Source organism: Microvirga splendida (genome assembly GCF_016427565.1).
Taxonomy (GTDB): domain Bacteria; phylum Pseudomonadota; class Alphaproteobacteria; order Rhizobiales; family Beijerinckiaceae; genus Microvirga; species Microvirga splendida.
In genome coordinates this window covers 1-26,881 of record NZ_JAELXT010000034.1, presented here as the reverse complement: position 1 = coordinate 26,881, position 26,881 = coordinate 1, and the positions used below count along the sequence as shown (strand labels likewise).

Sequence of the window (26,881 nt, the reverse complement as noted above, 5' to 3'; positions counted from 1 at the left end):
ACATAATGGCGGTCGAGTTGAGCAAAGTGACGGCCCGTCGGCGAATCCTGCTTGGCGACCGCCGCCTGGGAGGGGACTAATGTGCTCCGACCATGTCACATCTGAGAACTCGGCCCGCGCCGGCGAGGATGTCGGACCTGCGAGCAGGATCGCAAAGAAGGAAATGAACATGCCGGAGGCATCGTCGATGTGTCCCGTCCAGGCGGACAGCGCAACGTGGTGGGCGAATGTGCTTCTGGAGCATTATGGCATCCGGGCCTCCCTCACTCCCCTGGACGGCGAATACGACTTGAATTTCGCCGTGCATCAGGAAGGAAGGAGAACCCATGTCCTGAAGGTGATGCGGCCCGGATGCGAGAGCTCGCTCATCGAGGTGCAATGCCAGGCACTCAACCACGTCGCGCAGCACGGTCCGGAGGTGGTCGTGCCTCGCGTCGTGAGGCCGCGGGATGGTTCCCTGTTCGTGTCCGCCCCCGATCGGGACGGTCGGGAACGGCTGGTCTGGCTCATCACGAACCTTCCCGGCCGGGTCTACAAGCAAAGCAACCCGCAGCCGCTGTCCCTGCTGCGCGAGATCGGAGCGACCCTTGCGGCCATGGATCGGGCTCTCGAGGGCTTCGCCCATCCTGCTCTCGGACGGGAGATCAAATGGGATCTCCGCCGATCGGGATGGATCCGCGGTTCGATCGGCCTGATCGACGGTGCCGATAGGCAGGCGATCGTCGAACGGATCGTCGCCGAATTCGAAGGCGGCCTGCTGGGGTGCCTGACCGCGCTTCCCAGCACCGCGATCCATAACGACATCAACGACTACAACATGCTCGTGGATGCGGGTACGGGAGAGCCGCGGCTCTCGGGCATCATCGACTTCGGCGACATGATCGATGGCCCGGCGGTTGCGGAACTCGCGATCGCCGGAGCCTACGCGGTTCTCGGCCAGGAGCGGCCCATCGCGGCCCTTGCGGCGCTCGTCGCCGGGTACGACAGCGTCCGGCCGCTGAGCGATGATGAACTCGCCTTGATCTATCCTCTCGTCCTGACGCGACTTGCCGTGAGTGTCACGAACTCCGCCATCGTGAAACGGGAGAGGCCCGACGACCCCTATGTCACGGTGTCCGAGCAACCGGCCTGGAACTTCCTGGAGACGAGCTCCGGCCTTCCGCGCGATTGGGTCCTGTCATGCCTTCGCGTCTCGTGCGGGCGCGCCGGACATCCCCGTGCCGACGCCGTGATGGGCTGGATCGCAAGCCGACGGGGCCGGTTCGCGCCGATGTTCGGGCGGAGCCTGGACGGGATTCCGGTCATGGACCTGAGCGTCGCCAGTCCCGCATCGCCGCGCAACCCGTTCGCGCTCGATCCCGACGACCTGGACGACGCGGTCGCGGAAGCGATGAGGGGCGCGGAGGCAGGACTCGGCCGATATGGCGAGCCGCGTCTCATCTATACCGGGCCCGAGTTCAGGAAGACTCCCTATGCAGGATCCCACAGGCGCACCGTTCACATCGCCGTCGATGTGTTCATCGACGCCGGCACGGAAGTCCGAGCACCCTTGGACGGGATCGTCCACGCCGTAGAACTGCGGACCGCGCCACTCGACTACGGCGGCGTCGCGGTCCTGGAGCACGCGACACCGGAGGGCGACAGGTTCTACACGCTCTACGGTCACCTGGCGGCAGACGTCGTCACGCGTCTTTCGCCGGGACAGACCGTGGCCGCCGGGGAGGTCATCGCCCTCATCGGCGACCGGGCGGAGAACGGCGGCTGGACCCCTCACGTCCATTTCCAGCTCGGCCTGACCACGCTGGGGCGCGGCGCGGATTGGCCTGGCGTTGCCGATCCCGACGAGGCCGCCGAATGGATGGAGCTGTTCCCGAACGGGGCGGCCCTCCTGAACCTGGCCGATGAGGCGACCGCCGCCGTCACCATCGACTCCGGCGAGATCCTGACCCAGCGCAAAAAGCGCTTCGCGGGAAACCTGAAGCTCTCCTATCGCGCGCCGCTCACCCTGCTCCGAGGATATCGACAGTTCCTGTTCGACCAGCATGGCCGGACTTACCTCGACGGGTACAACAACGTGCCGCATGTGGGTCACTGCCACCCGCGGATCGTCGCCGCGGCAGAGCGGCAGAACCGGCTGCTCAATACCAACACGCGGTATCTCCACCCGGCGCAGGTCGCGTATGCGGAGGCGCTGACGTCGCGCCTCCCCGATGAGTTGAGCATCTGCTTTTTCGTGAACTCGGGAAGCGAGGCGAACGAACTCGCCCTACGGCTTGCGCGGGCCCACACCGGGGCCATCGACACGATCGTCATGGAGGCCGGTTACCACGGCAACACCAACACGGCGATCGATATCAGTCCGTACAAGTTCGACGGTCCCGGGGGACGGGGCGCACCGGACTGGGTTGAGGTCGTGCCTGTCGCCGATTCCTACCGGGGTCCGTACAAGGGAAGCGATCCGGAGGCCGGGCGCAAATACGCCGATCACGTGCGCGCCGCCGTCGAACGGATCCACGCGCGTGACCGGAGGGTCGCAGCCTTCATCTGCGAAATCTTCCCGAGCGTCGGCGGCCAGCTCATCCCGCCGCCGGGCTACTACGGCCATGCCTACGAGGCCGTCCGCTCGGCCGGGGGCGTGTGCATCGCCGACGAGGTGCAGACCGGACTCGGCCGCATCGGCACCCACCAATGGGGTTTTGAGACGCAAGGCGTCGTTCCCGACATCGTCGTCCTGGGCAAGCCGATCGGAAACGGGCATCCGATCGGCGCCGTGATCACGACGCCGGCGATTGCGGCCTCGTTCGCGAACGGGATGGAATTCTTCAGCACCTTCGGCGGGAGCACGCTTGCTTGCGTGATCGGCCACGAGGTCCTTCGCGTCGTCGACGACGAAGGCCTCCAGGCACAGGCCCTGGACGTCGGCACATTCATGCTGGATGGGTTGCGCGGGCTTCAGGACGAGAGCGCGATCATCGGCGACGTCAGAGGGTCGGGGCTGTTCATCGGCGTAGAGCTGGTCCGGGATCACGACAACCTGGAGCCTGCGCAAAAGGAAGCCTTATATATCGTGAACCGCCTTCGCGAACACCAGATCCTGATCGGGACCGATGGACCGTTCGATAACGTGCTGAAGATCAGGCCTCCTCTCTGCTTTACCCGGGAGGACGCGTCCCATCTCCTGCATCGGCTTGCAGCGGTGCTCAGGGAGGAACCCTGCCGCCTGTAGGGGCGGCAACGTCACGAGGTGGGGCCCGTGTCTCAGGAGAATACGGTTCTGAAGTTGGTGGCCAGGACCATGTGGGTGCGCACGTCGGCGACCCCGGACATGGTCGAAACCCGATCCCGGACCCTGTTGAGGGTCTCGACCGCGTCGGCGGCAACATCCAGCACGAGGTCGATGTCGCCGGCCACGGATCGGCATTGAATGACCTCGTCGATCTGCCTGATGGCATCGACGACGCCGTAGGCGGGCGTCCTCTCGAGCTTCACGAGCAGGACGGCCTGGTTTGGCCTCGGCGAGACGCTGTCGGACAGGATGGCGCAATAGCCTTGAATGAATCCCTCCCGCTCCAGACGCCGAAGACGAGCCGTCAAGGTGCTGCGGGACAGGCCGACGGCTCTTGCCAGTTGCTTCAAGGGTTCGCGACCGGAGCGTGCCAGGATCGCGAGGATCTGGCGGTCGGTTTCGTCGAGAGATGTCATGATGTTTCTCTAGCTCTTGTCGTCGTACGCGAGGCATCCGCTCCAACTGCCAAGTCATTTGATCGAACCGAACAAATCAAGGGGCATCGGCAGCCGGAGCGCGTCCAGACGCGATTTCCATAAGTTGGACAGACGCTCGGGCCGATCTTCGATTGTGTGGTCAAACCGACAATCATCATGGTAGCCCGAGCCTCGACTACGATTGCGAAGCCGGGCTGCATGCCAGATTGGTTATGGGGCATCTGGCAAGCAACGGCTGCTATGCGGCATCCTACCGGCGTTCGTTGATGGCCCCAGGAATGCTGCCGTCCCCAGACGTGCTCGATCCGAGGACCTGGGCATTCACTGACTGACCGAGGGATGTCGGCTCATGGCAGATTTTGTTGAAAAACTCGCGGGTGCTACTTCGTCGGTCTACTGCTGGGGTTAGTGTGCTAGAGCGGATACAACATCCTGTATGCTGACTACGCGGAAAATGGCACTTGCAGACTTTTTCAACGGTATCGGCACATCCCGGAAGTAAGCCGAATGTCAGCCCACCAAGAGAACACCGGACGTTCCTGAATAGCACGGGATCGTCATTGCCTGACCCAGAGGAGACCTCCGACGGTGATTGGAAGTCCCAAAAGTCTGCGGGCACTGAGCAGATGAGGGCGGCTTGGCGCGCAGATCGGTGCGATCAGACAAGGTCTTGCTCAGGCAAGGTAAAGACCCGTTGCGGCTTCTCGACGTCTCGCAACTGGTGGCGTCCGAGATCGACCAGGGGGTGGTCCACCTCCCGCGCAAGGGCGTGCGAGACGAGCACTGGCCGGTTCAGGCGCTTGGCCAGATCCAGGAGCCTGCTGGCCCGATTCACGGCCGGGCCGATTACCGTGAAATCGAGCCTGCGTGAGGCCCCGACATTGCCATAAGCAACTTCGCCCACATGCAGCGCCAGGCCGTGCTCCAGAGGAGGGCTGCCGGAGGAGCGGCGCAGGACGTTCTCGGCCTCAGATCTCCGGCAGAACTCCTGTGCGGCCGCCAGCGCCCTGCGGCAGGCTGCCATGCGGTCGTGCTCGCCCGAGTTCGGAAAGATTGCCAGCACAGCATCGCCGATGAACTTGAGTACCTCGCCGCCATGCGCCTCGACCACCTCGCCGATGATGCCGAACCAGGCGTTCAGATGGGTCAGCACGACCGGGATGGGCGCCTGCTCGGACAGAAAGGTGAAGCCCCGCAGGTCGGCAAACCAAATCGCCGCCTCGATCATCTCGACGGCGCCGCGATCCACACGGCCCTCGATGATGCGCTGCCCCGTACGAGGACCGACATAGGTGTCGAGCAGGTCGACGGCGATGCGGCGCAGGACATGCCGCTCCAGATATGGGCTCAGAAGCTTCGCGCCGAATTCAAGCCGATCGAATGATATGGCGTCGAAGCCCTGCGGGTGCTGGGTGGCGAAGGAGATCACGGCGGTCCGGGTCTGGTCCAGGAAGGGCAGGGGATACATGACGTAATCGGTCGCGCCAGCCAGGCGCAGTTCCTCGAGGAGCGGTAGGTCGGGCAAGGGGGCCTCAAGCCGACGGCGGAACGGCCGTGCTGTTTCATCGACGATCCGTGTCGGGCTGTTCAGGTAAGACGGCGATGTGGCCGCTGTAGCCCGATCAGACCCCCGCACAGACAGGCTCTCGTTCGTCCAGACATGCTGCCACCCACTCACCTCCGGATGCAGCACCTCGAGGCCCAGCGAGGCGCGCCAGACCGGAATACCGGAGCGCACGACTTCCTGGCAGAAGCCGGCGAACAGCCCTTGTACTGTGCCATGCGGTGCCTCGCTGGCCAGCCAGCGCGCGAAAGCTTCTGTGTGATCCATCGATTCCTTCCCTCCCACGCGATCGGCCTGCCCTGGAGCGTATTCGGACAAAACGCGTCAGGCACACCGGAGGAAACGCGAACCGCTTCGCTCCGGCGCACAGGCTTGTGGAGCCGACTTCTCCCGCTGGGTCTTAGCGGCCGCTTCATGGAGCCTGACACAGGGTGTTGGGGAGGTCGCTAGTTTGGGAAAAGGGGAATACCGCGCAGAGCCAGCCAGAACACCAGGCCTGTGCCGGCGGAGTAAGCCGAGGCTGCGACAACAACCCCGCTGATTGCCTGCCATGGCCTGAGCAGACGCCCAGCGATCAATCCAACCACAGGCAGCACGTGCATCGCGTGCATGCCGAGGAAATGGGCCGTCCGCAGATCCCCTCCCGTGCGGGACCAGCCAACGACCGGCAGGCCGTCTGCATCTGAGCGTACGCCGCCGATCCAGTGGCCGTCCCCGGCTGAGAGCACAGCGCCGGCACCGGCCCCAAGAACGAAAGTCAGCACCAGGCCCAGCACCACAGACAGCCAGAAGGCGGTGCTCCAACGGGCCGGCCGGTGGCGCCACAAAAGCGCTGCGACCGCGGGGCTCATGGCCGTCAGCGTGACGGCCCCGATACCCATGAGGGTGTACATCGCACCATGGAAAGGATCGCTCACGTTGTAGTGGGAGGCGAGGCCGCGCGCGGCTTGGAAAGTGATATAGGCGATCTCGAAGGTGGATGCTGCAATCGCTACACCCACCAGCACCGCAACGACGCGCCCGCGTCGGACCCCTTCGGGCAGGGCTGCCAGGAACCAGGAGAGCGTCAGCAGGTAGACCCCGACGGAGGCCTGGAACTTCAGCGGCTTGATCCAGATGGGGATGTCGTTGAGGGTGCGCGGGTCGAGGGTCAGGGCAAAGGCGGTCGGCACCATGAGCGCCAGGATCGCAAGGCCGGTGCGCAGGAGACGCGGCTCGAACTGGGCCGATGCGCCGGAAAGGCGTGGCAGAGGGCCGGCAGCCAGGGCAGAGACGAACATGGTCATGCGGTGGCTCCTTGGGTGTGCAGGGGAGCGTAGCGCAGGCGGGCTGCGCGAAGCGCCAAGAAGACGAGCAGGCCGATCGGGCCGAACAGGAAGGTGAGCGCCAGAGCCGGCAGGATCAGCCAGTGGGGCAAGGCAACCCGCCGGGCCTCCCGCACCTCCCACGCGCCAACGAAGAGGTCGAAAGCGAGGTAATGAAGCCACCCCGCCAGCAGCACGCCGCGATGGCTGAAGAGCGCGCCCACCTCGTCCAGCGAGCCGAATCCTCCCGGCGCCTCGCCCCAGTAGCGGGCGATGAGCACCGCATAGGCGTGACCGATCACGGCTGGAACGACGAAAGTTGCAACTGCCTGCGCAAGGCGCGGCCGCAGAGGCGCGAAAATCAGGGCCAACCATCCTGCCATCGCCATGAGACCGGCCAGCGAGAACACACGGTCGAGCCAGAGATCCGACATGGGGCGGCTCCTTTCTTGCCAATGTCAAGATGCAGGATCGCACGGTATTTGACGGTGTCAAGATGGACCCTGTAGGATCCATGTCGCGGCGATAGGTGCGGGCCTGCTTGAGGCTGATGAGCGCGTTCTGGTATCGGCTCTGAACTGCCCCCCTGGATCCGCTCTCGCGGGCGAGCGGCCAGCAGATGGATTGGGGTGAGGAACAGAGTGCGGATGAAGGTGGGACGAGACAAAATTGCGATAGGGCCGAAGCCTTCAGCCTACCACCATGGCGATTTGCGGCGGGCTCTCCTCGCGTCGGCCGAGATGGTGCTGGCCGAGCGCGGGGTTGAGGGCTTCACCCTGCGCGAATGCGCCCGTCGGGCCGGTGTCTCGCACGCGGCGCCGGCGCATCACTTCGGTGACGTGACGGGGCTCCTCACGGCGTTGGCGGCGCTCGGCTTCGAGACGTTGATAGCGGCCATGCAGGAGGCCCGAGCGGGGATTGAGGATCCAACCGAGCGGCTGCGGGCAATCGGGCGGGGCTATGTGGCTTTCGCGCGGGACTACCCGGAGCGCTTTCAGCTCACCTTTGACTGGCATCGGCTGAACCATGAGGATCCGGCCCTGCGTGCAGCGGGCGGGGCAGCCTTCGAGGAGCTTGAGACGGCGATCCGGCTGGTCGCTGGCATGCCTGATGAACCGCTTGAGGGCGACCTGCTGGCAGATCTCGTCCATACCTGGTCGCTGGTGCATGGCTTCTCGCACCTGCTCCTCTCTGGGCAGCTCGACCACACCGGCACAGGTGAGCGGGTGATCACGGACCTGCTTGAGGGCGTTATCGCGCGAGTTCGTGTCTCAGCACATTCGGGAGCTCGCAAGCGGTCTGACAAGGGAATGTAGAGACTGCTTTGACGCGCGAACCACAATAGCTACCCAGTGCTTGCTTCGTGTCTCACGCTTTTAACCTTAAGATGCCCCATCGCATCAGAGAGCAGAATCCATTCTGAGGGCGCTGCCGCAAAGACTCGGACATGTCGCGGTGGGCACAAACCGCATGGTGGGGCGGAGCACGGCTTCAGCAATGGCCTCAGCGTCGCGGAAGTCGTTCTTGTGGCTTTTGCGGAAGGGGATCACGAACTGCGCGGGGATCAGCTTCACATCGTGGCCGAGGGCCAGCAACTGACGGCTGAGATGGTGGGCACCAACGCAGGCCTCCATCCCGACCAGACAGGAGGGCATGTTGGCAAGGCGCTGCTCCACCTGTCCGCGAGAGAGCTTCTGGCGCAGAACAATGGCACCCCGGGCATCCAGGCCAACCAGGTGGAAGCTGTTCTTGCCAATGTCGATCCCAAGGGTGGCAACGTGCTGAAGCGGAGCTTTGGGCATGGCTCAAGTCCTCGTGCTGGGCGCCCCTGGTGAAGGGTGCGCCGGTAAGCACGGCCGGTCCATCCCATTAGCGGTCGTTCCGATGTGACAACGGGAATTCTGCGTGATTAGCCAAGCCGTGGTGTAGGAGCGACCTACGGTCCTTTATGACTTGAACCCGTTGCACGTGGAGGCGTTTTGCTCGTCCTGCTTGAGGGGGAGCCATGCTGACGGACACGCAATGGGCCATGCTGGAGCCTTTGGTGGAACAGTGCCGTCCCAAGGGCAAAACCCCGCCGCAGGATCTGCGGTGGACCATTGAGGCCATTCTCTGGCGCCACGAGAACGGCGCCAAGTGGCGTGCTGTGCCGGCTGAACTAGCCCCTGGTGGCGGGCGGACCAAACCTTCATCCGCTGGGCACGCCTGGGTGTCTAGGAGCGTCTGCTCCATCTGGTGCAGGAGTGCGGGATCCAGCTTGGAATGACGTTCCTCGACGGCACCAGCGTGCGCGCTCATCAGAAGGCGGCTGGGGTTCGCCGAAAAGGGGCTCTCAAGCTCAACGAGACGATCGTGAAGCACTTGGCCGGTCTCGTGGCGGCTATGACACCAGGGCTTGCGTGATCGCCAACGGGCTCGGACGCGCCATCGCGTTTCGGATCGCACCCGGCCAGGCGCACGAGCTGCCTGACGCCATTCCGCTGCTCGACACTCTGCCGGGTGTGCCCGACTGAGTGGTGGCTTATTGCGGTTATTCCAGTCACAGCTTCCGCGAGCACATCTGGAGCATCGGTGCGAGGCCGGCGATACCGGCCAAATCCAAGGAGGCGCCGGTCGCCTGTCCGGACTGGATCTATACCAACCGCAATATCGTCGAGCGGCTCTGGGCCAGGCTCAAAGAGTGGCATGCGGTTGCAACGCGCTACGAGAAGACCACCTCATCCTTCATAGGCGTGCTCTGCCTCGCCGCAGCAATCGACTGGCCCAAGAACTAACAGGCCGTAGGGGAACGCGAAGTATACGCTGCCGACCGCTAAGATCGTCCTGGTCGTAGTCCTCACAATGAATAGGTAGACGCCGCGATAGAGCACAGCCTGGACAAGGTGAGGAGTTTCTATCCGTTGGTCCTGATCCATCCACTTGCGAATTACCTACGAATAGCATGATCTCCTGTCTGCAATGAAGTGGCGGGCGCCGCGGCTCCGGTTGCCAAGTGCAGGATCGGGCTGGGCAATAGAATCGCGCCTGAGTTTCTGCGCCGCGACTACGACCTCAACGCGATTGCGCGCGTTCAGCTTCTGCATCAGTACTGTCATGTAATGCTTCACCGTCCTCTCGGTGATCCCGAGATGGGATGCGATCTCTTTATTTGTCTTTCCGGCGAGTAGGAACTGTACGATCTGATCCTCCCGGGCGCTCAGCCTGAGGGCTTGCATCGCGATCCTGCGCACGGAGGCGTTCCTCAGGGCCGTGATTACCTCGCCTGCGAAGTTCTGCGAGACATAGGTGTTCCCGGCAGCCACGGCCCTCACGGCGCCGACGAGCTCGTCCGGGGGGCATGACTTGGAGACGTACCCCCGGGCCCCCGCCTCCATCGCGTTCACAGCGTAGTCCAATCCGGAAGCAGCCGTGAAGGCGACAACCCCAATTTCTGGATAACGGGCGGTCATGTCCGAAATCGCCGAGATCGCGTCCCCGGGGATTGCCAAGTCCAGGATCATCAGCTTGGGTCGGTGCTGTTCAGCAATAGCGAGCGCTTCCCGCGCACTTCCGCCGCACCCCACCACGGTAAACGTGCCTTGTGCGGCAAGCACGTGCGCCAAGCCTTCGATCGTGATGGGATGGCCGTCGACCAAGGCTACCGAAACTGAACTCATGAGCTGATCCCCCCGGATGCAGACGCGGCGGTTCGGGGTTGCGTGAACCCTACGGTACCAAGCCTCGTTGCTCAGAGAGCGTAGCCATCATAAGGAATGGAGTCCTTCACTCTGAAGGGGTACTGTCGCGGCGGAGGTACTAACTCGATGGAGGTAGGGGCGGAGGCTGAGGCCAATGCCGCTCGGACCTACAAAGATTGCGCCCCGGACAGTAAAAATTCCGGAAAATGGTGGCCGGGGACCCTGCGCGCCCGCGCCCCGCTGCGTCTGCTGCTCGCTCCCGAACGGGGTAGTCACCCGGACCAAGGTCCAAGGCAGGGTCGGACCTTGGTCGGTTGCGGGGCGGCCGGTCTAGCGTATCCTCGCGGTTCCAAAGAAAGCATTCGGGGCAGGGCATGTCAGGATTGGCCGCACGGCTGGGATCGCGGCGCTGGGGCGCCGCCGTGGGGGGCTGGAGCCTGACGCGCCAGTTCGCCGTGACGGGCGGCGCCATCATGCTGCTCGCAATGATCGTCGAGGGCCTATTTACGGCCGAGGTCGTCTCCAGGAACATGATCGACCGAAAGGCCGCGACGACCGCCCTTTTCATGGACAGCTTCCTCTCGCCGCTGGGTCGCCACCTCGCGGTCAGCGACGTCCTACGTCCGGAGGAGCGGGCGGAATTGGATTGGCTGCTCGGTAAGGATGATTTCGAAAGCCGTTTCCCCCACCTCGAGATCTGGAAGGAAGGCGGCCTCGTAGCGTACTCGCGGTCGCCCGAACTGGTCGGGCGCATGTTCGCTCCACCCGCCGGAGTCGTCGCTGCTCTGGCTGGGGAGGTCTCGGCGCGCTACGCTGACTTGGAGGCTGCCGAGCACAAGATCCGGGGCTTCACGTCCCGCTATCTGGAGATCTACACCCCCATTCGGGAGCCGAACACCGGGCGGATCGTTGCCGTAGCAGAGATCCACGAGGTGACGGAGCCGCTCGAGCAGAGGCTGTGGTGGCTTCGCCTGAATAGCTGGCTCGCGCGGATTGGCGTCACCGCCATGATCATGGCCGGCCTGTTCTGGATCGTGTATCGTGGAAACCGGGTCATCATGGCCCAGCAGCGCCAGCTCGGCGAACGCATGGCAGAGGTTGAGCGTACGTCCCGGCACAACCGTGTCCTCAGGGAACGGATCCAGCGCGCATCGAGCCGGGTCTCGGAACTGAACGAACGATTCCTGCGAGGGCTCGGCGCGGACCTGCACGATGGGCCCGCGCAGCTCATTGGGCTTGCTGCCTTGAAGGTGGAGCACGTCCGTCTAGCTGGAACAGCCGTGAAGCACGAGGAGGAGTTGCAGGCGCTAGACTCCTTCCTCACGGACGCCCTGCGCGAGATCCGCGCGATCTCGAAGGGACTGGTACTGCCGGAGATCGAGGGCCTGCCGCTTCCGGATGTTGTCCGCCGGGCGACCCGCGCCCACGAGCAGCGTACCGGGACCTCAGTCGCGGTACGCTGCGAGGACATTCCGCAACCGCTTCCGAACGCGGCCAAGATGTGTGCGTATCGGTTCGTCCAGGAAGGCCTCAACAACGCCTTCCGGCATGCGGGAGGCAACGGCCAGATTGTGACCTGCAAGCTCGAGGATGGGGTCCTGTGCCTGGCCGTGGAGGACGGCGGGGGCAAAGGGCCCGGGTGCCCAGCCGGACTTGGTTCTGGCTTAGGACTCGTGGGGCTGCGGGAGCGGGTCGAAAGCCTGGGCGGCACATTCCGCATGAGCAAGGTCCCCAACCGGGGGACCAGAATCGCGATGACGCTGACCATGACAGGGGGAGGTCGGGATGGGTGAGAGAATACGCGTCGTTGTGGTCGATGACCACGCGCTGTTCCGGACCGGGGTGGTCCAGTCGCTCGCGTTCGACAACGCGATCGAGGTCGTGGGGGAGGGTGAAACGGCGGCGGAGGCCGTACAGCTCGCAAGAGATCTTGCACCCGATCTCATCCTGCTCGACGTCTCGATGCCGGGGAATGGGATCGAGGCCGCCCGTGAGATCCTCCATATGCCTGAACCGCCCCGCGTTGCGATGCTGACGGTCTCCGAGAGCGACGATGACGTGATGCATGCCCTGGAGGTGGGAGCCGTCGGCTACCTTCCCAAGGGGATCAGGATGCCGGAGCTGATCGCCGCCGTGAGGAGTCTGACAGAGGGGCGCAACGTCGTGTCTCCCGACCTCGCGCTCCGTGCGCTCACGAACAGGGTCCGGGCCGAAGCGAGCCCGCTAACTTTCCTCTCCGACCAGGAGAAGCGCACGCTACGCCTTGTGGCCAGCGGGCTGAGCAACCGCGAGGTCGGCGAGCGGCTTGATGTTCAGGAAAAGACGGTCAAATACCACGTAACCAACATCCTCAGAAAGCTCAAAGCCAGAAACCGGGTCGAGGCAGCGCTCATCGCCAAGCGCGAGTGGAACGATCTTGGGGACAAAGTGATGTGAACTGGAAGTTGGTAGGTGCGAGCCAAGCCCGGTCACGTGTGGCGCTGTGGGGAGCCGCTACGACAATGACGTCGCGGCAGACAGGATTATGGCTGATCCAGGTGTTCATTACGGTGCATGCAAAATCCGGAACGATGTAGCGTCGGTGGTGAGCCCCGTTTTAGATAGGGTGCGTCGCACCGCCTCCTGCTCCGTTCACGACCCCGTATAGGCAGACCTTTCCTAGAGGGGGAGACGACCTCCTCCGCTCATCCTGACCGATGATCGCTCTCTCGAAGCTGACGGGGGGCGGCAGTACGGCCCCTTGTTGGACTATTCCAGCTTCGACCGAGCAGTCGCCTTCCCCCTGCGGCTGTCTTTCTTCACACCTAGCGATCCGGTGAATGCGTCCGCCGTGAACCGGAGCAACTTTCTCAACTTCATAGATGCCGCAACCTTGCGCACGAACATCTTCGTGTGCGGGATCACGACCGCTGATGTGCATCAACGGCGCTCTGCGCCGATTCGCAGCGTGCTGCGCCTGCCTGTTGTTCCGCTCTGGTATCCCCGTTCCACACGGCCTACAGCACCGCCGGAACGGTGGCGTGCGGATCCAAAAAAACGATCACGCTTCGTAGGGGCACTGGACCTTAGTCCAGGTGACGCCGAGGCGCAGGTCCAGGCGAGAGCCTCGACCGGCGGTTAACAAATCGTTGCACCTCCATCCGATGCAGGCTGGGCACCTCTCGGTCAATATCGTCGACAGAATTGCGGGCCGGTGGGCGAGGCAGCCCAACCAGGCAATGCAAACACCAGGCAAGTCGACAGAGGGAGAGACATCATGGTTCATCTGGTTAAGCACGATCTCGAATTCATCCTGAAGCAGATCAAGATTGGCGAGGAGAACTCGGTGGCGCATTCCGGCGACGCCGCGAAGCCCCTCACCGATCTCGTCAGCCATCACCTGCTTCCCTACGGCCTGCGCACGGTCGACGGCAGCTACAACAACCTGATCCCCGGCCACGAGTGGAGCGGTTCCGCGGACCAGATCATGACGCGCCTGCTCAATCCCAAGTACGTCGCTGCCGACCATCGGCCGGCCGGGGCCCAAGGGCCGGGATCGCCGGCTAGCGCGGAGCCGACTCATTACCAGAATCCCGGCGACGTGTGGGATGCCGATCCGCGCATCATCTCGAACCTGATCTCCGACCAGTCGATCGACAACCCCGCCATCCAGGCCCTCATCGCCCAGGGCAAGGCGCACGTCGTGTCCGGCACGCCGATCCGCATCGAAGCCGAGGATTTCACGACACCCGGCCAATTCTTCGATGAGACGATCGCCGGGACTTCGGGGAATACGGTCATCCGCCTCAATCCGAACCAGACCGGCGCGACATCGACCCAACTGGCCCAGGACGGCATCACGCCGGGCAACTACGACCTGACTGTTGCCTACCTCGACGAGAATGACGGCGCCATTCCCCTCTCTCTTTATGTCGACGGCGTGCTGGTCGAGACCTGGACGCTCAACGCCCCGAACCAGCCCGGCGACGGCGCACAGGCCGCGAACCTCCGCACGATCACCTTCGACAATGTTAAGGTCGGCCCCGCCTCAGTCGTGGAGCTGAGGGCGACCACGAACACGCTGGAACTCGCCCGCGTCGACTACATCGAGATGACGCCGAAGACCGTCATGATCGACAACGTCGCGCCCGATCTCGGCGACACGGCACCCTTCAACGGCTTCTTCACTCTGTTCGGCCAGTTCTTCGACCACGGCCTCGACATGGTCAGCAAGGGCGACAACGGCACCGTCTACATTCCGCTCAGCGAGGACGATCCGCTCTACGTCCCGGGCGGCCACTCGAACTTCATGGTCCTGACGCGCGCCACCCCGGTGATGGGTGCAGGTGCCGACGGGGTCGAGGGCAATGAGGACGACGTACTCCTCGGCCACCGGAACGAGACCACGCCTTGGATCGACCTCAACCAGGTCTACACCTCCAACCCGTCGCACCAGGTCTTCCTGCGCGAATATGACCTCATCGATGGCAAGCCCGTCGCGACCGGGCGCATGCTCGAAGGCAAGAACGGCGGCCCGGCCACTTGGGCTGACGTCAAGGAACAGGCGGCGACCAAACTGGGCATCATCCTGGCCGACATCGACGTTCTGCGGGTTCCGGCGGTCCTGACTGACGTCTACGGCGAGTTCGTGCGTGGCGCCAACGGCTTTCCGCAACTGGTGATGAAGGAAGGCGGCCCCACGGAGGCCAGCCTTGCCGAGCCTCTGGCTGCGTCTGAGGCCCATTCGGCCGGGCGCGCGTTCCTGAACGACATCGCCCACAACGCGGTGCCAGGCTCCGTCTATGACGCCGATAACAATCCCATGACCCGGGACGACGTCATCGCCGTCGGGGCCGACTCCGACACGGACGCCGGCAATGCCATCGGCATGGACTACCGCGGGCGCAAGGTCTCCTACGACAACGAGCTGCTCGACAAGCACGTGATCGTGGGCGACGGCCGCGGCAACGAGAACATCGGCCTGACCTCGATCCACCACGTGTTCCACTCCGAACACAACCGGATGATCGAGGAGACGAAGAAGACAGCGATCGGGTCGGGAGACCTCGCGTTCCTCAACGAATGGCTGGCCGTTGACCTGCCGGAGGGAACGGTGCTGCCGGCCGCAGGCGACGACGCGGCGATCGAGGCTTTCGCCGCGACCCTCGTTTGGGATGGCGAGCGCCTGTTTCAGGCGGCCCGCTTCTCGACCGAGATGGTCTACCAGCACCTCGTTTTCGAGGAGTTCGCCCGCGCCGCAGCGCCGGACGTGGACCCGTTCCTGTTCTCCAACACCACCACCGTCGACGGCGCCATCGTGGCCGAGTTCGCCCACGTAGTCTACCGCTTCGGCCACTCGATGCTGACCGAGACCGTCGACATGGTCCACATCGGGGCTGACGGCAAGCCGATTGAGAGTGAGATCGGCCTGATCGAGGCATTCCTCAACCCGATCGCCTTCGGCAACGCGGGCCTCGACCCCGACGAGGCGGCAGGCGCCATCCTGAACGGCATGTCCCGCCAGGTCGGCAACGAGATCGACGAGTTCCTGACGGGTGCCCTGCGCAACAACCTGGTCGGCCTGCCACTCGACCTCGGTGCGGTCAACATCGCCCGTGCCCGGGAGACCGGTGTGCCCTCGCTCAACGAGGCCCGCAAGCAGTTCTTCGCCGACACCGGTGACACTCGCGTAAAACCCTACGAGAGCTGGTACGACTTCGCGCTCTCGATGAAGAACCCGGCTTCGTTGGTCAACTTCATCGCGGCCTACGGCACGCATGAAACGATCACCTCGGCCACCACGCTCGAGGCCAAGCGCGCGGCGGCGACCCTGCTCGTGATGGGCGGCCCCGGCGCTCCGCTCGACCGTCTGGACTTCCTGCACGGCGATGGCGCCTACGCAGATACCGAGGCAGGCAGGCTCGGCGGCCTCAACAACGTCGACTTCTGGATCGGCGGCCTTGCCGAGAAGAAGATGACCTTCGGCTCCATGCTCGGGTCTTCCTTCACCTACGTCTTCGAGTTCCAGATGGAGCAGCTCCAGGCGGGCGACCGGTTCTACTACCTGAGCCGCACGCAGGGACTGAACCTGCTCAACGAACTCGAGGCCGACTCCTTCGCGCAGCTCATCATGCGCAACACAACCCTCGGCGAAGACGGCGCGACGCACATCAACGGCGCCGCGTTCCAGACAGCGGACGTCATCCTCGAGATCAACAAGGACAAGCAGATCGGGGATGACCCGCTCCACGACGACCCGATCCTCAACGCGGTCAGCCCGATGGTGATCCGCAAGGACACCGACGGCGACGGGAACGTCGACTACCTGCGCTACGGCGGCCTCGACCATGCCGTGCTCGGCGGCTCGAACCGGGGCGAGACCCTGATCGGCGGCGAGGGCGACGACACCCTGTGGGGTGACGGCGACGACGACAGCCTCGAAGGCGGCTACGGCGTCGACCATCTCCACGGCGGGGCCGGCAACGACATCATCACCGACAGCGGCACGGACATCGGTGCCGCCGACGTGATCCACGGCGACGCAGGCAACGACGTCATCAACGCAGGCAGCGGCCTCGACCTCGTGTTCGGCGGCAGCGGCCAGGACTTCGTCTACGGCGGCACCGAGGCGAAGACGGTGAGCGCGGGCCTCGGCAACGACTTCATCCGCGGCAGCACCGGCATCAGCATGCTGGCAGGCAACGAGGGTGACGACTGGATCGAGGGTGGCGAAAGCTTCGACACCCTGGCGGGCGAGAACTCCGAGCTGTTCTTCAACTCGACGATCATCGGCCACGACGTCCTGAACGGGCGCGGGAACGACAACGACTACGACGCCGAGTCCGGCGACGACATCATGGTCCAGAACGAGGGCATCGAGCGCAACAACGGCATGGCCGGCTTCGACTGGGCAATCCACAAGGGTCACGACCAAGCCGCCGACTCGGACATGACGGTCTCGATCTTCCAGAACCAGCAGAACAACATCCTGAGGGATCGGTTCGACCTGGTGGAAGGCCTGTCGGGCTGGAAACACGATGACAAGCTCACGGGCCGCGAGGTCATCGTGGGTGCCTACGACGCCGACGGCAACGCCACGCAGGTCGAAGCGGGAGCGCCGCTCGAGTCGTACTCCAACGCGCTGCTGGAGAAGAACCTCGGCCTGATCAGCGGTCTCGCCGACCTCGTGGCGCACCTCGAGCGGACCCAGATCACGGGCAAGGACGGCAAGACCGAGACCATCGTGATGGGCACGGGCGATGCCTCGGATATCCTGCTCGGCGGCGCCGGCAGCGACACGATCCAGGGCAACGCCGGCGACGACATCATCGACGGCGACAAGTGGCTCAACGTCCGCATCCGCATCACGGTCGAGAAGCCCGGCGTTCCCACGGCCATCTACACCGCCGACGGGATGGACTCGAAGATCTACCTCGAGGCTGACTACGTGAACGGGGTGCTGTCCGAGACCGCGGTGGCGCAGTTCGGCGGCAGGACGCTCCAGCAGACGATGTTCGACCGGACGCTCAATCCGGGCCAGCTCTCGATCGTCCGCGAGATCGTCACAGGCGGCAGCACGAGCACCGACATCGACGTCGCTGTCTTTACCGGGAACCGGGCCGAATACGTCATTACCCAGGACCCGGAGGACGGAAGCATCACGGTCGAGCACGTCCTGGAGGTGGAGAACACCGATCCGCCCGTTCCGGGTGGTGACGAGGGCATCAGGACGGACGGAACGGACCGCCTGACCAACATCGAGAAGCTGAAGTTCGCCGACGGGGAGTTCACCATCCGCGAGATCTTCAACCGGGCACCGACCGGGGAAGCCACCCTCACCGACATGCGGCCGACCGAGGGCTCTCCGATCATCGCCTCCATCGGCACGGTGCAGGATGCCGACGGCATCGATCCGGCCTCCTACACCTACCAGTGGCAGGTGCTGGTCGATGGCGTCTGGGTCGACATCGCCGGGGCAACGGCGGTGAGCTTCACCCCGGCGCAGGCCCAGGTCGGTAGGCAGGTGCGGGTCGAGATGACCTACACCGACGGGTACGGCATGGTCGAGACCGTGTACTCGCAACCCACGGCCGTCGTCGGCGACCTCTTCAACGGAACCGGGCTTGAGGATGTCTTCAACGGCACCGACGGCGACGATGCCGCCTATGGTCTCGGAGCCGCCGACAACCTCATGGGCGGCATCGGCAACGACACCCTTGATGGGGGTGCCGGTGCCGACGAACTGGACGGAGGGGCGGGGGACGACGTCCTCATCGGCGGCCTTGCCGTCGACCACCTCACGGGTGGCCAGGGCAACGACACCCTCGACGGCGGGGATGCGCTCCTCGACGTCGCCCACTTCACCGGGTCGGCCGCCGAGTACGCCTTCGGCGACAACGGTACCGAACTCATCGTGACCGATACTGTGGGAACCGATGGCACGGATACCCTGCGCGGCATCGAGCGCCTCGACTTCAACGGCGTCACGTACGCCGTCCGGCTGGGCACCGCAGAGGCGGATGCAACCCTGAACGGCACCAACGACATCAACACCAACACCCTCGGCAGGGACGCGATCTTCGGCTTCGGCGGCGACGATGCCATCAATGCGGGCAGCGGCGACGACATCGTCGCGGCCGGGGACGGTGCGGACGTAGTCAACGGCGGCATCGGCAACGACGTCATCAACGCCGGGACCGGGGCCGACACGATCATCCAGGCCGCAGGCAATGCCGGACGCGATACGGTCGATGGCGGCGACGGGGAGGACACGTACGTCTTGAACGGCTCCGCCGAAAGCGAGACCTTCACGATCTACACCCGTGCCGCAGCGCTCGGGGCGATCACGGGCCTGTCCCTCGCGGCCGGCACCGAGATCGTGATCGCCCGGAACGGGGTCGTGATCGCCGAACTCGACAACATCGAGGAGATCAGGGTCAGCGCTCTCAACGTCACTACGCCGGGCGGCCAGAACGGCGGCACGGTGGGCACCGACACCATCCAGGTCGTCGGCGACTTCAACGGCACTAGCCTCAACTTCAACACGATCACCATCGACGGCGATGCCGGCAATGATACGGTCGACATCTCGGCCCTGTCCTCGGCCCACCGGATCGTGTTCCGCTCCAACGGCGGCAATGACACCATCGTGGGCACCCTGCGCCCGCAGGACGTGATCGAACTTCCGGCCGGCGCGGTGCCGGGCGACTACGAGATCGCGACAGATGATGACGGCGTGACCACGATGACAAAGGGCGGCCACAAGCTGACCTTCGTCTGCGAGGGCGGGCTGCCGCAGTTCGGGTCCGGTGACGACGAGCACGAGGATGACGATGTCACCGAGCCCGGCAGCGATGACGAGGATGAGGATGACGTCACCAACCCGGGCGGGAACGACGAGGACGAGGATGACGACTCCTGCGACCACGACGGGGACGAGGGCGACGGTGCCGGATCGGGCGACAACGGGGGCGCCACCACGCCTCCCGTCACCCAGCCCGACACCTCGGTGGGGACTCCCATCGCCGGGACCAACGCCACCGAGGCCCTGATTGGCACCGCCAAGGGCGAGACGATCATGGCGCTCGACGGCAACGACAACGTCGTTGCCGGGGCCGGGTCTGACATCGTCCACGGCGGGACGGGCAACGACTTCCTGAGCGGTGAGGCCGGGCGGGACGTGATGTTCGGCGGCGACGGCGACGACAACATGCTCGGCGGTGCTGATGCCGACATGCTCTACAGCGATGCGGGCAACGACCGCATCTTCGGCGACGACGGCAACGACATGATCGATGCCGGAGCGGGCAACGACACCGTCTATGGCGGAGCTGGGGACGACCTCATCGTGGCCTCGGCCAACGACGGCAACGACGTCTACTACGGCGACGACATGGCAGGCGGCTTGGGAACCGACACGCTCGACATGTCGGCGATCACCGCCAACATCACGGCCAACCTCGGCGGCAACGGTGCTAGCAACGGCAGCGTGTTCAGCAGTCAGTCCGGCACCGACACGGTCTGGGGCGTGGAGAACATCGTGACCGGGTCTGGCAACGACACGATCACGGCGAACCACGCGGTGAACGTGATCGACGGTGGTGCCGGCAACGACGTCTTCCGCTTCCTGTCGGCGGCCGACGCCAACGGCGACACGATCCTCGGCTTCCAGCCGGGCGACCGTCTCGACCTCTCGGCGATCGATGCCAACGGCGGCGCGGGCGGCAAGCAGGCCTTCACCCTGGCGAACGGCTCATCCTTCACGGGTCCGGCCCAACTCGTGATCTCCCACGAGACCCGCGACGACGGCGACTACACGGTCGTCAGCGGCAACACGGCGGGACCCGACGCAGCCGAATTCAAGATCAGCCTCAAGGGCAATCACGACCTGAAGGCATCCGACTTCGTCCTCTCCTAAGCCCCCCAAGGGAGGGACGACGACTGGCGGGCCACATGGCCCGCCAGTCACCCCATAAGAGACAGCAAGAACATACAACAAGACCACCAGCAGGGACGGACCAATGCGCGGGACCAGCTTCACCTCGGCCCAGAAGCGGAAGGCAGCGGAAAAGCTGACCCAGGGACTTCGGGGCGTCTTCATCTTCCTCTTCTCCGTGTCGGGCATCATCAACGTCCTCGCGTTGACCGGCTCCTTCTACATGCTCCAGATCTACGACCGGGCATTGACCAGCGGCAGCGTGCCGACGCTTTTGGCCCTGTCGGTGCTGGCCGTCGGCCTCTACCTGTTCCAGGGACTATTCGACGTGATCCGCTCCCAGGTGCTCGTCCGGGTCGGAGCCCGGCTCGACAGGCGCATCGCGCCCCTCGCGCACCAAGTCGCCATCGACATGCCCCGCTTCGGCTTCTCGACCTCGGAGGCGCTCGAGCGCGGCCGTGACGTCGACACCGTGCGCGGCTTCCTCGGCGGGCAGGGGCCGACGGCGCTCTTCGACCTGCCGTGGATGCCGCTCTACCTTGCCTTCGTCTACTTCCTGCACCCGCTGCTCGGCGCTCTCGTGCTCGGCGGCGCCGTCGTGCTGACGATGCTCACCATCGCCACCGAGATCATGACCCGGCGACTGGCGGGCTCGACGCATCAGGCGGCCATCGAGCGTAACGCCATCGCCGACTCCAACGCCCGCAACGCCGAGATCCTCAAGGCCATGGGCATGGCCAAGCGGGCGGTCGCCCGCTTCGATAAGGCCAATGCCGAGCACCTCAGCCTTCAGACCAGGACCAACGACATCAGCGGCACCTTCGGCGCCATTGCCAAGGTGCTGCGCATGATCCTGCAATCGGCGACGCTGGGCCTGGGTGCCTACCTGACGATTCAGGGCGAGCTTTCGGCCGGGGCGATCATTGCCTGCTCGGTGGCCTCCGCCCGGGCGCTCGCCCCGGTGGATCAGGTCATCGGCAACTGGAAGGGCGTGGTCGCCGCCCGCACGGCGTTCCAGCGCCTCAAGGAGACAGTGATCGCCCTCGCCGACTTGGAGGAACCCCTGGATTTACCCGCTCCGAAGGGCATGCTCCAAGTCGAGCGGATCACGGTGGCGGCACCGGATTCCGGCCGGGTGCTGCTGAGCGAGGTGGAGCTCCAGGTCAGGTCCGGGCAGGCGCTCGGCATCATCGGCCCGAGCGGCGGCGGCAAGACGACCCTGGTGCGGGCGCTCACCGGCATCTGGCCAGTGCTGCGCGGCAGCGTCCGCCTCGACGGGGCCGAGCTCACCCAGTGGAAGGACGAGGATCTCGGCCGCCACGTCGGCTACCTGCCGCAGGATGTGTCCCTGCTCGATGGCACCGTCGCGGAGAACATCTCCCGCTTCGATGCCGAGAACGACTCCCGGGCCATCGTGGCGGCTGCGCAGGCGGCCGGCATCCACGAGATGATCGTGCGCCTGCCCGACGGCTACCGCACCAAGCTCGGCGCGCAGGGCGCGGCGCTCTCGGCCGGGCAGCGCCAGCGCATCGGGTTGGCCCGCGCGCTCTACAAGGATCCCTTCCTGGTGGTCATGGACGAGCCGAACTCCAACCTCGACGGCGAGGGCGAGGCGGCGTTGACCGAGGCGATCAAGGGAATCCGCGCCCGCGGCGGTGTCGCCATGGTGATCGCCCACCGTCCGAGCGCGCTGGCGGCCGTCGATCTCGTCGCCGTCATCCAGAACGGTCGCCTGACCGCCTTCGGCCCGAAAGAGGAAATCATCGGCATCCGAGGGGCAATCGACGGCGCTGCTGCCCGGACAGCCACACCCGCAACAGCATCGGCACCTGCAACCGCGAGGGCCATGGCATGATCATCGACGTCAAAGGAACGAAGGGCGGCGGTCAGTCCACCGAGGCCGATACCCGTCAACATTACGAGCTGAAGGAAACCAGGCTCTCGAAGATGCCGCTGGCCTTCGGGGCGCTGATCCTGGGCATCGCGGCCTACCTGAAGAGCGCCATGCCGAGCTTTGGCCGCCTTCCTGACGAGGGCGAGGCGCCCTCGCGTCCGGAAGAGGGCGGCAAGCCGCACCTCAAGCTCGTCGATGCCGGGCTGCTGTCGATCCCGCTGGAGCCTCTGGAGCAGGGTGACGCCCAGGTGGAGCAGCCGCAACGGGTTGGGTCCAGCTCGCTTCACGATTGGCGCCTGCCTCCGGCCGGGTTCCTGATGGTCGACTCGCCGCCGCTCCAGTTCGGGATGACGTTCCCCAAGCCGGCCGACGTGAGCCGGCATGCCAGGTTCGAGGGGCCGATCTTCGCGTCCAACGACAACGTCGGGCCCGTGACCGGATTGCGCCCCGGTGGGAGCACGGGCGGCGGCCCGAGGCCGGGAGGTGACCACCCCACGGACAGGCCTCCCGTCGACGACGAGGGCAAGGACGACAAGGGGAATGGCGACAAGCCGGATCACTCGAATCCGATCCCGAAGCCTGTGGACCGGGACGAGGATGACGACCCGCGCACCCCCGCCAACCGGGCACCGCGGGTCAGCGGGCCCGTCTACCTCCGTGACGTGGCCGGCTGCGCGGCCGTCCTGATCAGCCTGTCGGACCTGCTGGCGCATGCCTCGGACCCGGACGGCGACATCCTCTCGATCAAGAACCTGAAGGTGTCCTCAGGCACCATCACCTGGACCGCGAACGGCTGGCTCTACGACGGAAGCCGCCTCGGCCCCGTGACGGTCACCTACGAGATCACCGACGGCAAGGAGACGGTCGTCCAGCATGCCTACTTCTCGGTGGTCAGGAACTCGATCTTCGGCACGGACGGCGATGACATGCTCCTCGGCAGCGCGTGCGCCGACGACGTTAAGGGACGTGGCGGGAACGACATCATCGACGCACGCGGCGGAGACGACCTGATCGACGGCGGCGCTGGCGACGACCACATCGTCGGCGGGGCCGGCAACGACATCATCCATGGCGGCGCTGGCAACGACATCGTCTTCGGCGGTGCGGGTGACGACCAGATCTCGGGCGGGGCGGGCGACGACCGCCTGTTCGGCGACGACGGCAACGATACCGTCTTCGGTGACGACGGCGATGACCAGGTCCATGGCGGCAGCGGCAACGATGCCCTGTTCGGCGGGGCCGGAAACGACCTCGTCAGCGGCGACGCCGGGGACGACAGGATCGAGGGAGACGCAGGCAACGACGTCATCGCGGGGGGTGATGGCAATGACGTGGTCTCGGGCGGTGACGGCAACGACAAACTCGAGGGCGGAGCCGGTGCCGACCTCCTCCTCGACAGCGCGGGGCGGGACACCGTGTCCGGCGGAGAGGGCGACGACCATGCTGTCGTCGCCCTCGACGGAGACAGCGACATCTACGATGGCGGAGGCGGGACCGACACATTGGTCATGTCTGCCACCGAGTGGGGGATCGAAGTCGACTTGGCGCAAGGCGCCACCGAGGGCTGCGAGATCGGCTCCAACGAGGTGGTCGGCTTCGAGATCGTCAGGGGCGGATCGGGCGATGACAGCATCGCCGGTTCAACTGGCAACGAGACGCTCTCCGGCGGTTCAGGCGACGACGACATCGACGGCCGGGGCGGCAACGACGCGCTGGATGGCGGCATGGGGGACGATACGCTCTACGACGGCAGTGGGCGTGACACTGTGTCGGGAGGGCGCGGGAACGACGTCATCAGGAACGAGGCGGACGGTGATGACGACGTCTACGACGGCGGGGACGGTTGCGACACGCTGGACTACTCGTCCTCGGAGGGCGGGATCACCGTCGACCTCACCCAAGGGACGGCGAACGGCCGCGACATCGGGAACGACACGATCAGCGGCTTCGAGACCGTGGTCGGCGGCTCGGGCGACGACCACTTCGTCACCGGGCAGCAGCCCATGGTGCTTGAGGGCGGCGAGGGGAATGACCTCTTCGAGTTCGCTCCGCCGCCTCAGGCGAGCGCGCCCGTTCTCCACGAGATCGTCGACTTCGAGGCGGGCGACCGCATCCGGATGTCCAAGTACGACCTCTTCGAGAAGGTCTTCGACGAGCTCGAGGACCAGTTCGAGACCATCTACGGCGACAAGGTCGACGAGGACGACGCACGCATCCGCTTCCGCCACGAGCGCTCGGAGAGCATAGACCGCACGGTGATCGAGGCCGACATGGACCGCGACAGCCTCTACGAGACGACCATCCATCTCGACGGACACAGGGCCATCGTCATCGTCGAACACGCATAACCACGAGAACGACCGCAGGCACGAGCCGCGGCATCAAGGAGATAGGGAATGAGCAAGCGCGCAGGCAAGGACAACGACGACTTCCGCCTCGGCAGTCGGGTCACGGCCGGGATTGCCCTGGGGGCGCTTCTGGTGGTGGGCTGCGGCGGCTGGGCCGCAGTAGCCCAGATCAACGGCTCGGTGATTGCCAGCGGGACGGTCAAGGTCGACCAGAACCTGAAGCTCATCCAGCACCGCGACGGCGGCATCGTCAGCCAGATCGCGGTGCGGGAAGGCGACGTCGTCAAGGCAGGGCAGATTCTGCTGCGGCTCGACGACGTGCAGACGAAGGCGGAGCTCTCGATCGTCAACTCCCAGCTCTCCGAGCTTGTGGCCCGCAAGGTCAGGCTGATCGCGGAGCGCGACGGCGTGCATGAGATCGTGGTTCCTCTGACTGACGTGGTTCCGGTCTCCCTGGCCGATCTAGCCGCCTACGGCGAGGTTCGACTGTTCGAGGGCAACAGGACGCACCGGGAGAGCCAGAAGGAGCAGCTCCAGGCCGAAATCGCCCAGCTTGAGCAGGAGATCAAGGGGCTCCAGTTCCAGCAGATCGCGAAGGTGCGGGAACTTGACCTCGTGAGGGGCGAGCACGGCAAGCTCAAGGGGCTGGCCGACAAGGGATTGATCGAGGGCTCCCGGATGTATGGCATCAACCGCGACCTTGCCAAGCTGACGGGGGAGGTTGGAGAAGTCGATGCCAGCATCGCCCGCGCCCGCGCCCGGACGAGCAGCATCAGGTTGCAGATCATCTCGATCGACGAGAACGCCCGCACCGAGGCACAGCGCGAGCTGAGCGCGGTCGTGACCAAGATCTCCGAACTCAACGACCGCCGCGTCGCCCTCGAGGATCGCCTCTCGCGAACGGACATCCGCGCGCCCATGACCGGGACCGTCAACGAGCTGTCGGTACACACCGTCGGGGGCGTCATCACGCCTGCCGAGACGCTGGCCACCATCGTGCCGGAGAACGCAACGCTCAAGATCGAGGCCAAGCTCTCGCCCGTGGATGTGGACCAGGTGTTCGTAGGCCAGCCGGCGAAGCTGCGCTTCTCGGCCTTCAACCAGCGCACGACGCCCGAGCTGAAGGGCGAGATCGCCTACGTCTCGGCCGCGGCGGCCCGCGATCCGGCGACGAATACCACCCACTACCTGGCAGACGTCCAGATCAGCGCCAGCGAGTTCGAAAAGCTGGCCGGACAGCCGCTCAAGCCAGGCATGCCCGTGGAGGTGTTCGTGGCGACGCAGGATCGGACCGCGATTTCCTACCTGACCAAGCCGTTCACAGACCAGTTCGCCAAGGCTTTCAGGGAGGAGTGAGAGTGGCCACGAAACAAGGCGGAGGGCGGCCGCCCATGGAAACGGAACCTAGGCATGCGCACGGGCCTACGGTGCCGCGCTCCCTGCCGGTTCCCGTGTGGACTGGAGAGGGCCCGATGCCCACGGGCAGAGCGAGACCGCCCGACGCGGGCGGCGGGACGCGTTGCTTCTTCCACCTCGTGAAGGGCGAGGTCGTGCTGACTGACGATGTCGGCGTCGATGCTGCCGATATTGGGAACGCCTCTGCCCAGGTCCTAACGGCCCTTTGCGATTTGCGGGCAGCGGTTCCGGATGCTGAGGACGATTGGCACGGCTGGAGTCTCGAGATCCTGGACTGTACGGGCCACCTCCTGGGCACGATAAGCCTCGATGAACCAGGAGCAGGGATGGGGGTCCCGCAGGGCCAACGGCAGTACGCCTAGACCGACCACCGTTCAGGGAGAAGAGCAACGATCATTCGTCGCCCTCTTGGTAGAGATTCACGCGCCTGGAATGTCTCTTCCTGGCACTTCTTGGAAGTAAGCATGGCGCCGTTGCATTAACCTTGGCGGTTTAGAGGAATGCGGCCAGTCGAGGAGCCGCCCTGTTGTCTCTGTTCAAG

14 protein-coding genes and 2 pseudogenes are annotated in these 26,881 nt (G+C 65.1%); 10 read left to right on the top strand and 6 right to left on the bottom strand.

Going from position 1 to position 26,881, the window contains the following annotated elements:
• The first annotated feature begins 79 nt into the window (after window positions 1–79).
• Window positions 80–3,226 (top strand): aminotransferase class III-fold pyridoxal phosphate-dependent enzyme, encoded by a 3,147-nt coding sequence (locus tag JAO75_RS21180; protein WP_199051133.1) that lies wholly within the window; start codon window positions 80–82, stop codon window positions 3,224–3,226.
• A gap of 32 nt (window positions 3,227–3,258) precedes the next feature.
• Here the strand turns inward: JAO75_RS21180 and JAO75_RS21175 are convergent, their stop codons facing one another.
• From JAO75_RS21175 to JAO75_RS21160, 4 genes are all read right to left on the bottom strand, one after another.
• A complete protein-coding gene (locus tag JAO75_RS21175; RefSeq protein WP_199051132.1) occupies window positions 3,259–3,702 on the bottom strand; it encodes an Lrp/AsnC family transcriptional regulator in 444 nt (147 codons plus the stop codon).
• Between the two features lie 679 nt (window positions 3,703–4,381).
• Window positions 4,382–5,554 (bottom strand): adenylate/guanylate cyclase domain-containing protein, encoded by a 1,173-nt coding sequence (locus tag JAO75_RS21170; protein ID WP_199051131.1) that lies wholly within the window; start codon window positions 5,552–5,554, stop codon window positions 4,382–4,384.
• Between the two features lie 179 nt (window positions 5,555–5,733).
• Complete coding sequence (locus tag JAO75_RS21165) at window positions 5,734–6,573, bottom strand: hypothetical protein (protein ID WP_199051130.1); 840 nt, start codon at window positions 6,571–6,573, stop codon at window positions 5,734–5,736.
• Window positions 6,570–7,025, bottom strand: a complete 456-nt coding sequence (locus tag JAO75_RS21160; protein WP_199051129.1) for an ABA4-like family protein — start codon at window positions 7,023–7,025, stop codon at window positions 6,570–6,572. Before JAO75_RS21160 ends, JAO75_RS21165 begins: the two co-directional genes overlap by 4 nt.
• 276 nt (window positions 7,026–7,301) lie before the next feature.
• Between JAO75_RS21160 and JAO75_RS21155 the strand changes: the two genes are divergently transcribed.
• On the top strand, window positions 7,302–7,907 hold the full coding sequence (locus JAO75_RS21155) for a TetR/AcrR family transcriptional regulator (protein WP_210340352.1): 606 nt from the start codon (window positions 7,302–7,304) through the stop codon (window positions 7,905–7,907).
• Window positions 7,908–8,012: 105 nt separating this feature from the next.
• Here JAO75_RS21155 and JAO75_RS21150 read toward each other — a convergent pair.
• Window positions 8,013–8,393, bottom strand: a pseudogene (locus JAO75_RS21150) (IS110 family transposase); the annotation flags it as partial.
• Between the two features lie 203 nt (window positions 8,394–8,596).
• On the opposite strand from JAO75_RS21150, the pseudogene JAO75_RS21145 reads away from it, so the two are divergent.
• Window positions 8,597–9,365: pseudogene (locus JAO75_RS21145) on the top strand (IS5 family transposase).
• Window positions 9,366–9,521: 156 nt separating this feature from the next.
• On the opposite strand, the gene JAO75_RS21140 reads toward JAO75_RS21145, so the two are convergent.
• Window positions 9,522–10,247 carry a LuxR C-terminal-related transcriptional regulator gene (locus JAO75_RS21140; RefSeq protein ID WP_199051127.1) on the bottom strand — a complete coding sequence of 242 codons (726 nt, stop codon included), beginning with the start codon at window positions 10,245–10,247 and terminating at the stop codon, window positions 9,522–9,524.
• A 395-nt stretch (window positions 10,248–10,642) separates the two neighbouring features.
• Between JAO75_RS21140 and JAO75_RS21135 the strand changes: the two genes are divergently transcribed.
• From JAO75_RS21135 to JAO75_RS25535, 7 genes are all read left to right on the top strand, one after another.
• Window positions 10,643–12,061: a sensor histidine kinase gene (locus JAO75_RS21135; protein ID WP_199051126.1), complete on the top strand. Its 1,419-nt coding sequence runs from the start codon at window positions 10,643–10,645 to the stop codon at window positions 12,059–12,061.
• Window positions 12,054–12,704 carry a response regulator gene (locus JAO75_RS21130; RefSeq protein ID WP_199051125.1) on the top strand — a complete coding sequence of 217 codons (651 nt, stop codon included), beginning with the start codon at window positions 12,054–12,056 and terminating at the stop codon, window positions 12,702–12,704. The genes JAO75_RS21135 and JAO75_RS21130 overlap by 8 nt, the downstream gene beginning before the upstream one ends.
• 820 nt (window positions 12,705–13,524) lie before the next feature.
• The gene (locus JAO75_RS25265; RefSeq protein WP_199051124.1) at window positions 13,525–20,664 is read left to right on the top strand and encodes a peroxidase family protein; all 7,140 of its coding nucleotides are present in this window, start codon (window positions 13,525–13,527) and stop codon (window positions 20,662–20,664) included.
• A gap of 103 nt (window positions 20,665–20,767) precedes the next feature.
• Window positions 20,768–22,537 carry a type I secretion system permease/ATPase gene (locus JAO75_RS21120; protein ID WP_199051123.1) on the top strand — a complete coding sequence of 590 codons (1,770 nt, stop codon included), beginning with the start codon at window positions 20,768–20,770 and terminating at the stop codon, window positions 22,535–22,537.
• Window positions 22,534–24,924: a cadherin-like domain-containing protein gene (locus JAO75_RS21115; protein WP_199051122.1), complete on the top strand. Its 2,391-nt coding sequence runs from the start codon at window positions 22,534–22,536 to the stop codon at window positions 24,922–24,924. The genes JAO75_RS21120 and JAO75_RS21115 overlap by 4 nt, the downstream gene beginning before the upstream one ends.
• Window positions 24,925–24,972: 48 nt before the next feature.
• Window positions 24,973–26,280, top strand: a complete 1,308-nt coding sequence (locus JAO75_RS21110; protein WP_199051121.1) for an HlyD family type I secretion periplasmic adaptor subunit — start codon at window positions 24,973–24,975, stop codon at window positions 26,278–26,280.
• 35 nt (window positions 26,281–26,315) lie between these two features.
• Window positions 26,316–26,702 carry a DUF6894 family protein gene (locus tag JAO75_RS25535; protein ID WP_425523211.1) on the top strand — a complete coding sequence of 129 codons (387 nt, stop codon included), beginning with the start codon at window positions 26,316–26,318 and terminating at the stop codon, window positions 26,700–26,702.
• Window positions 26,703–26,881 lie beyond the last annotated feature (179 nt).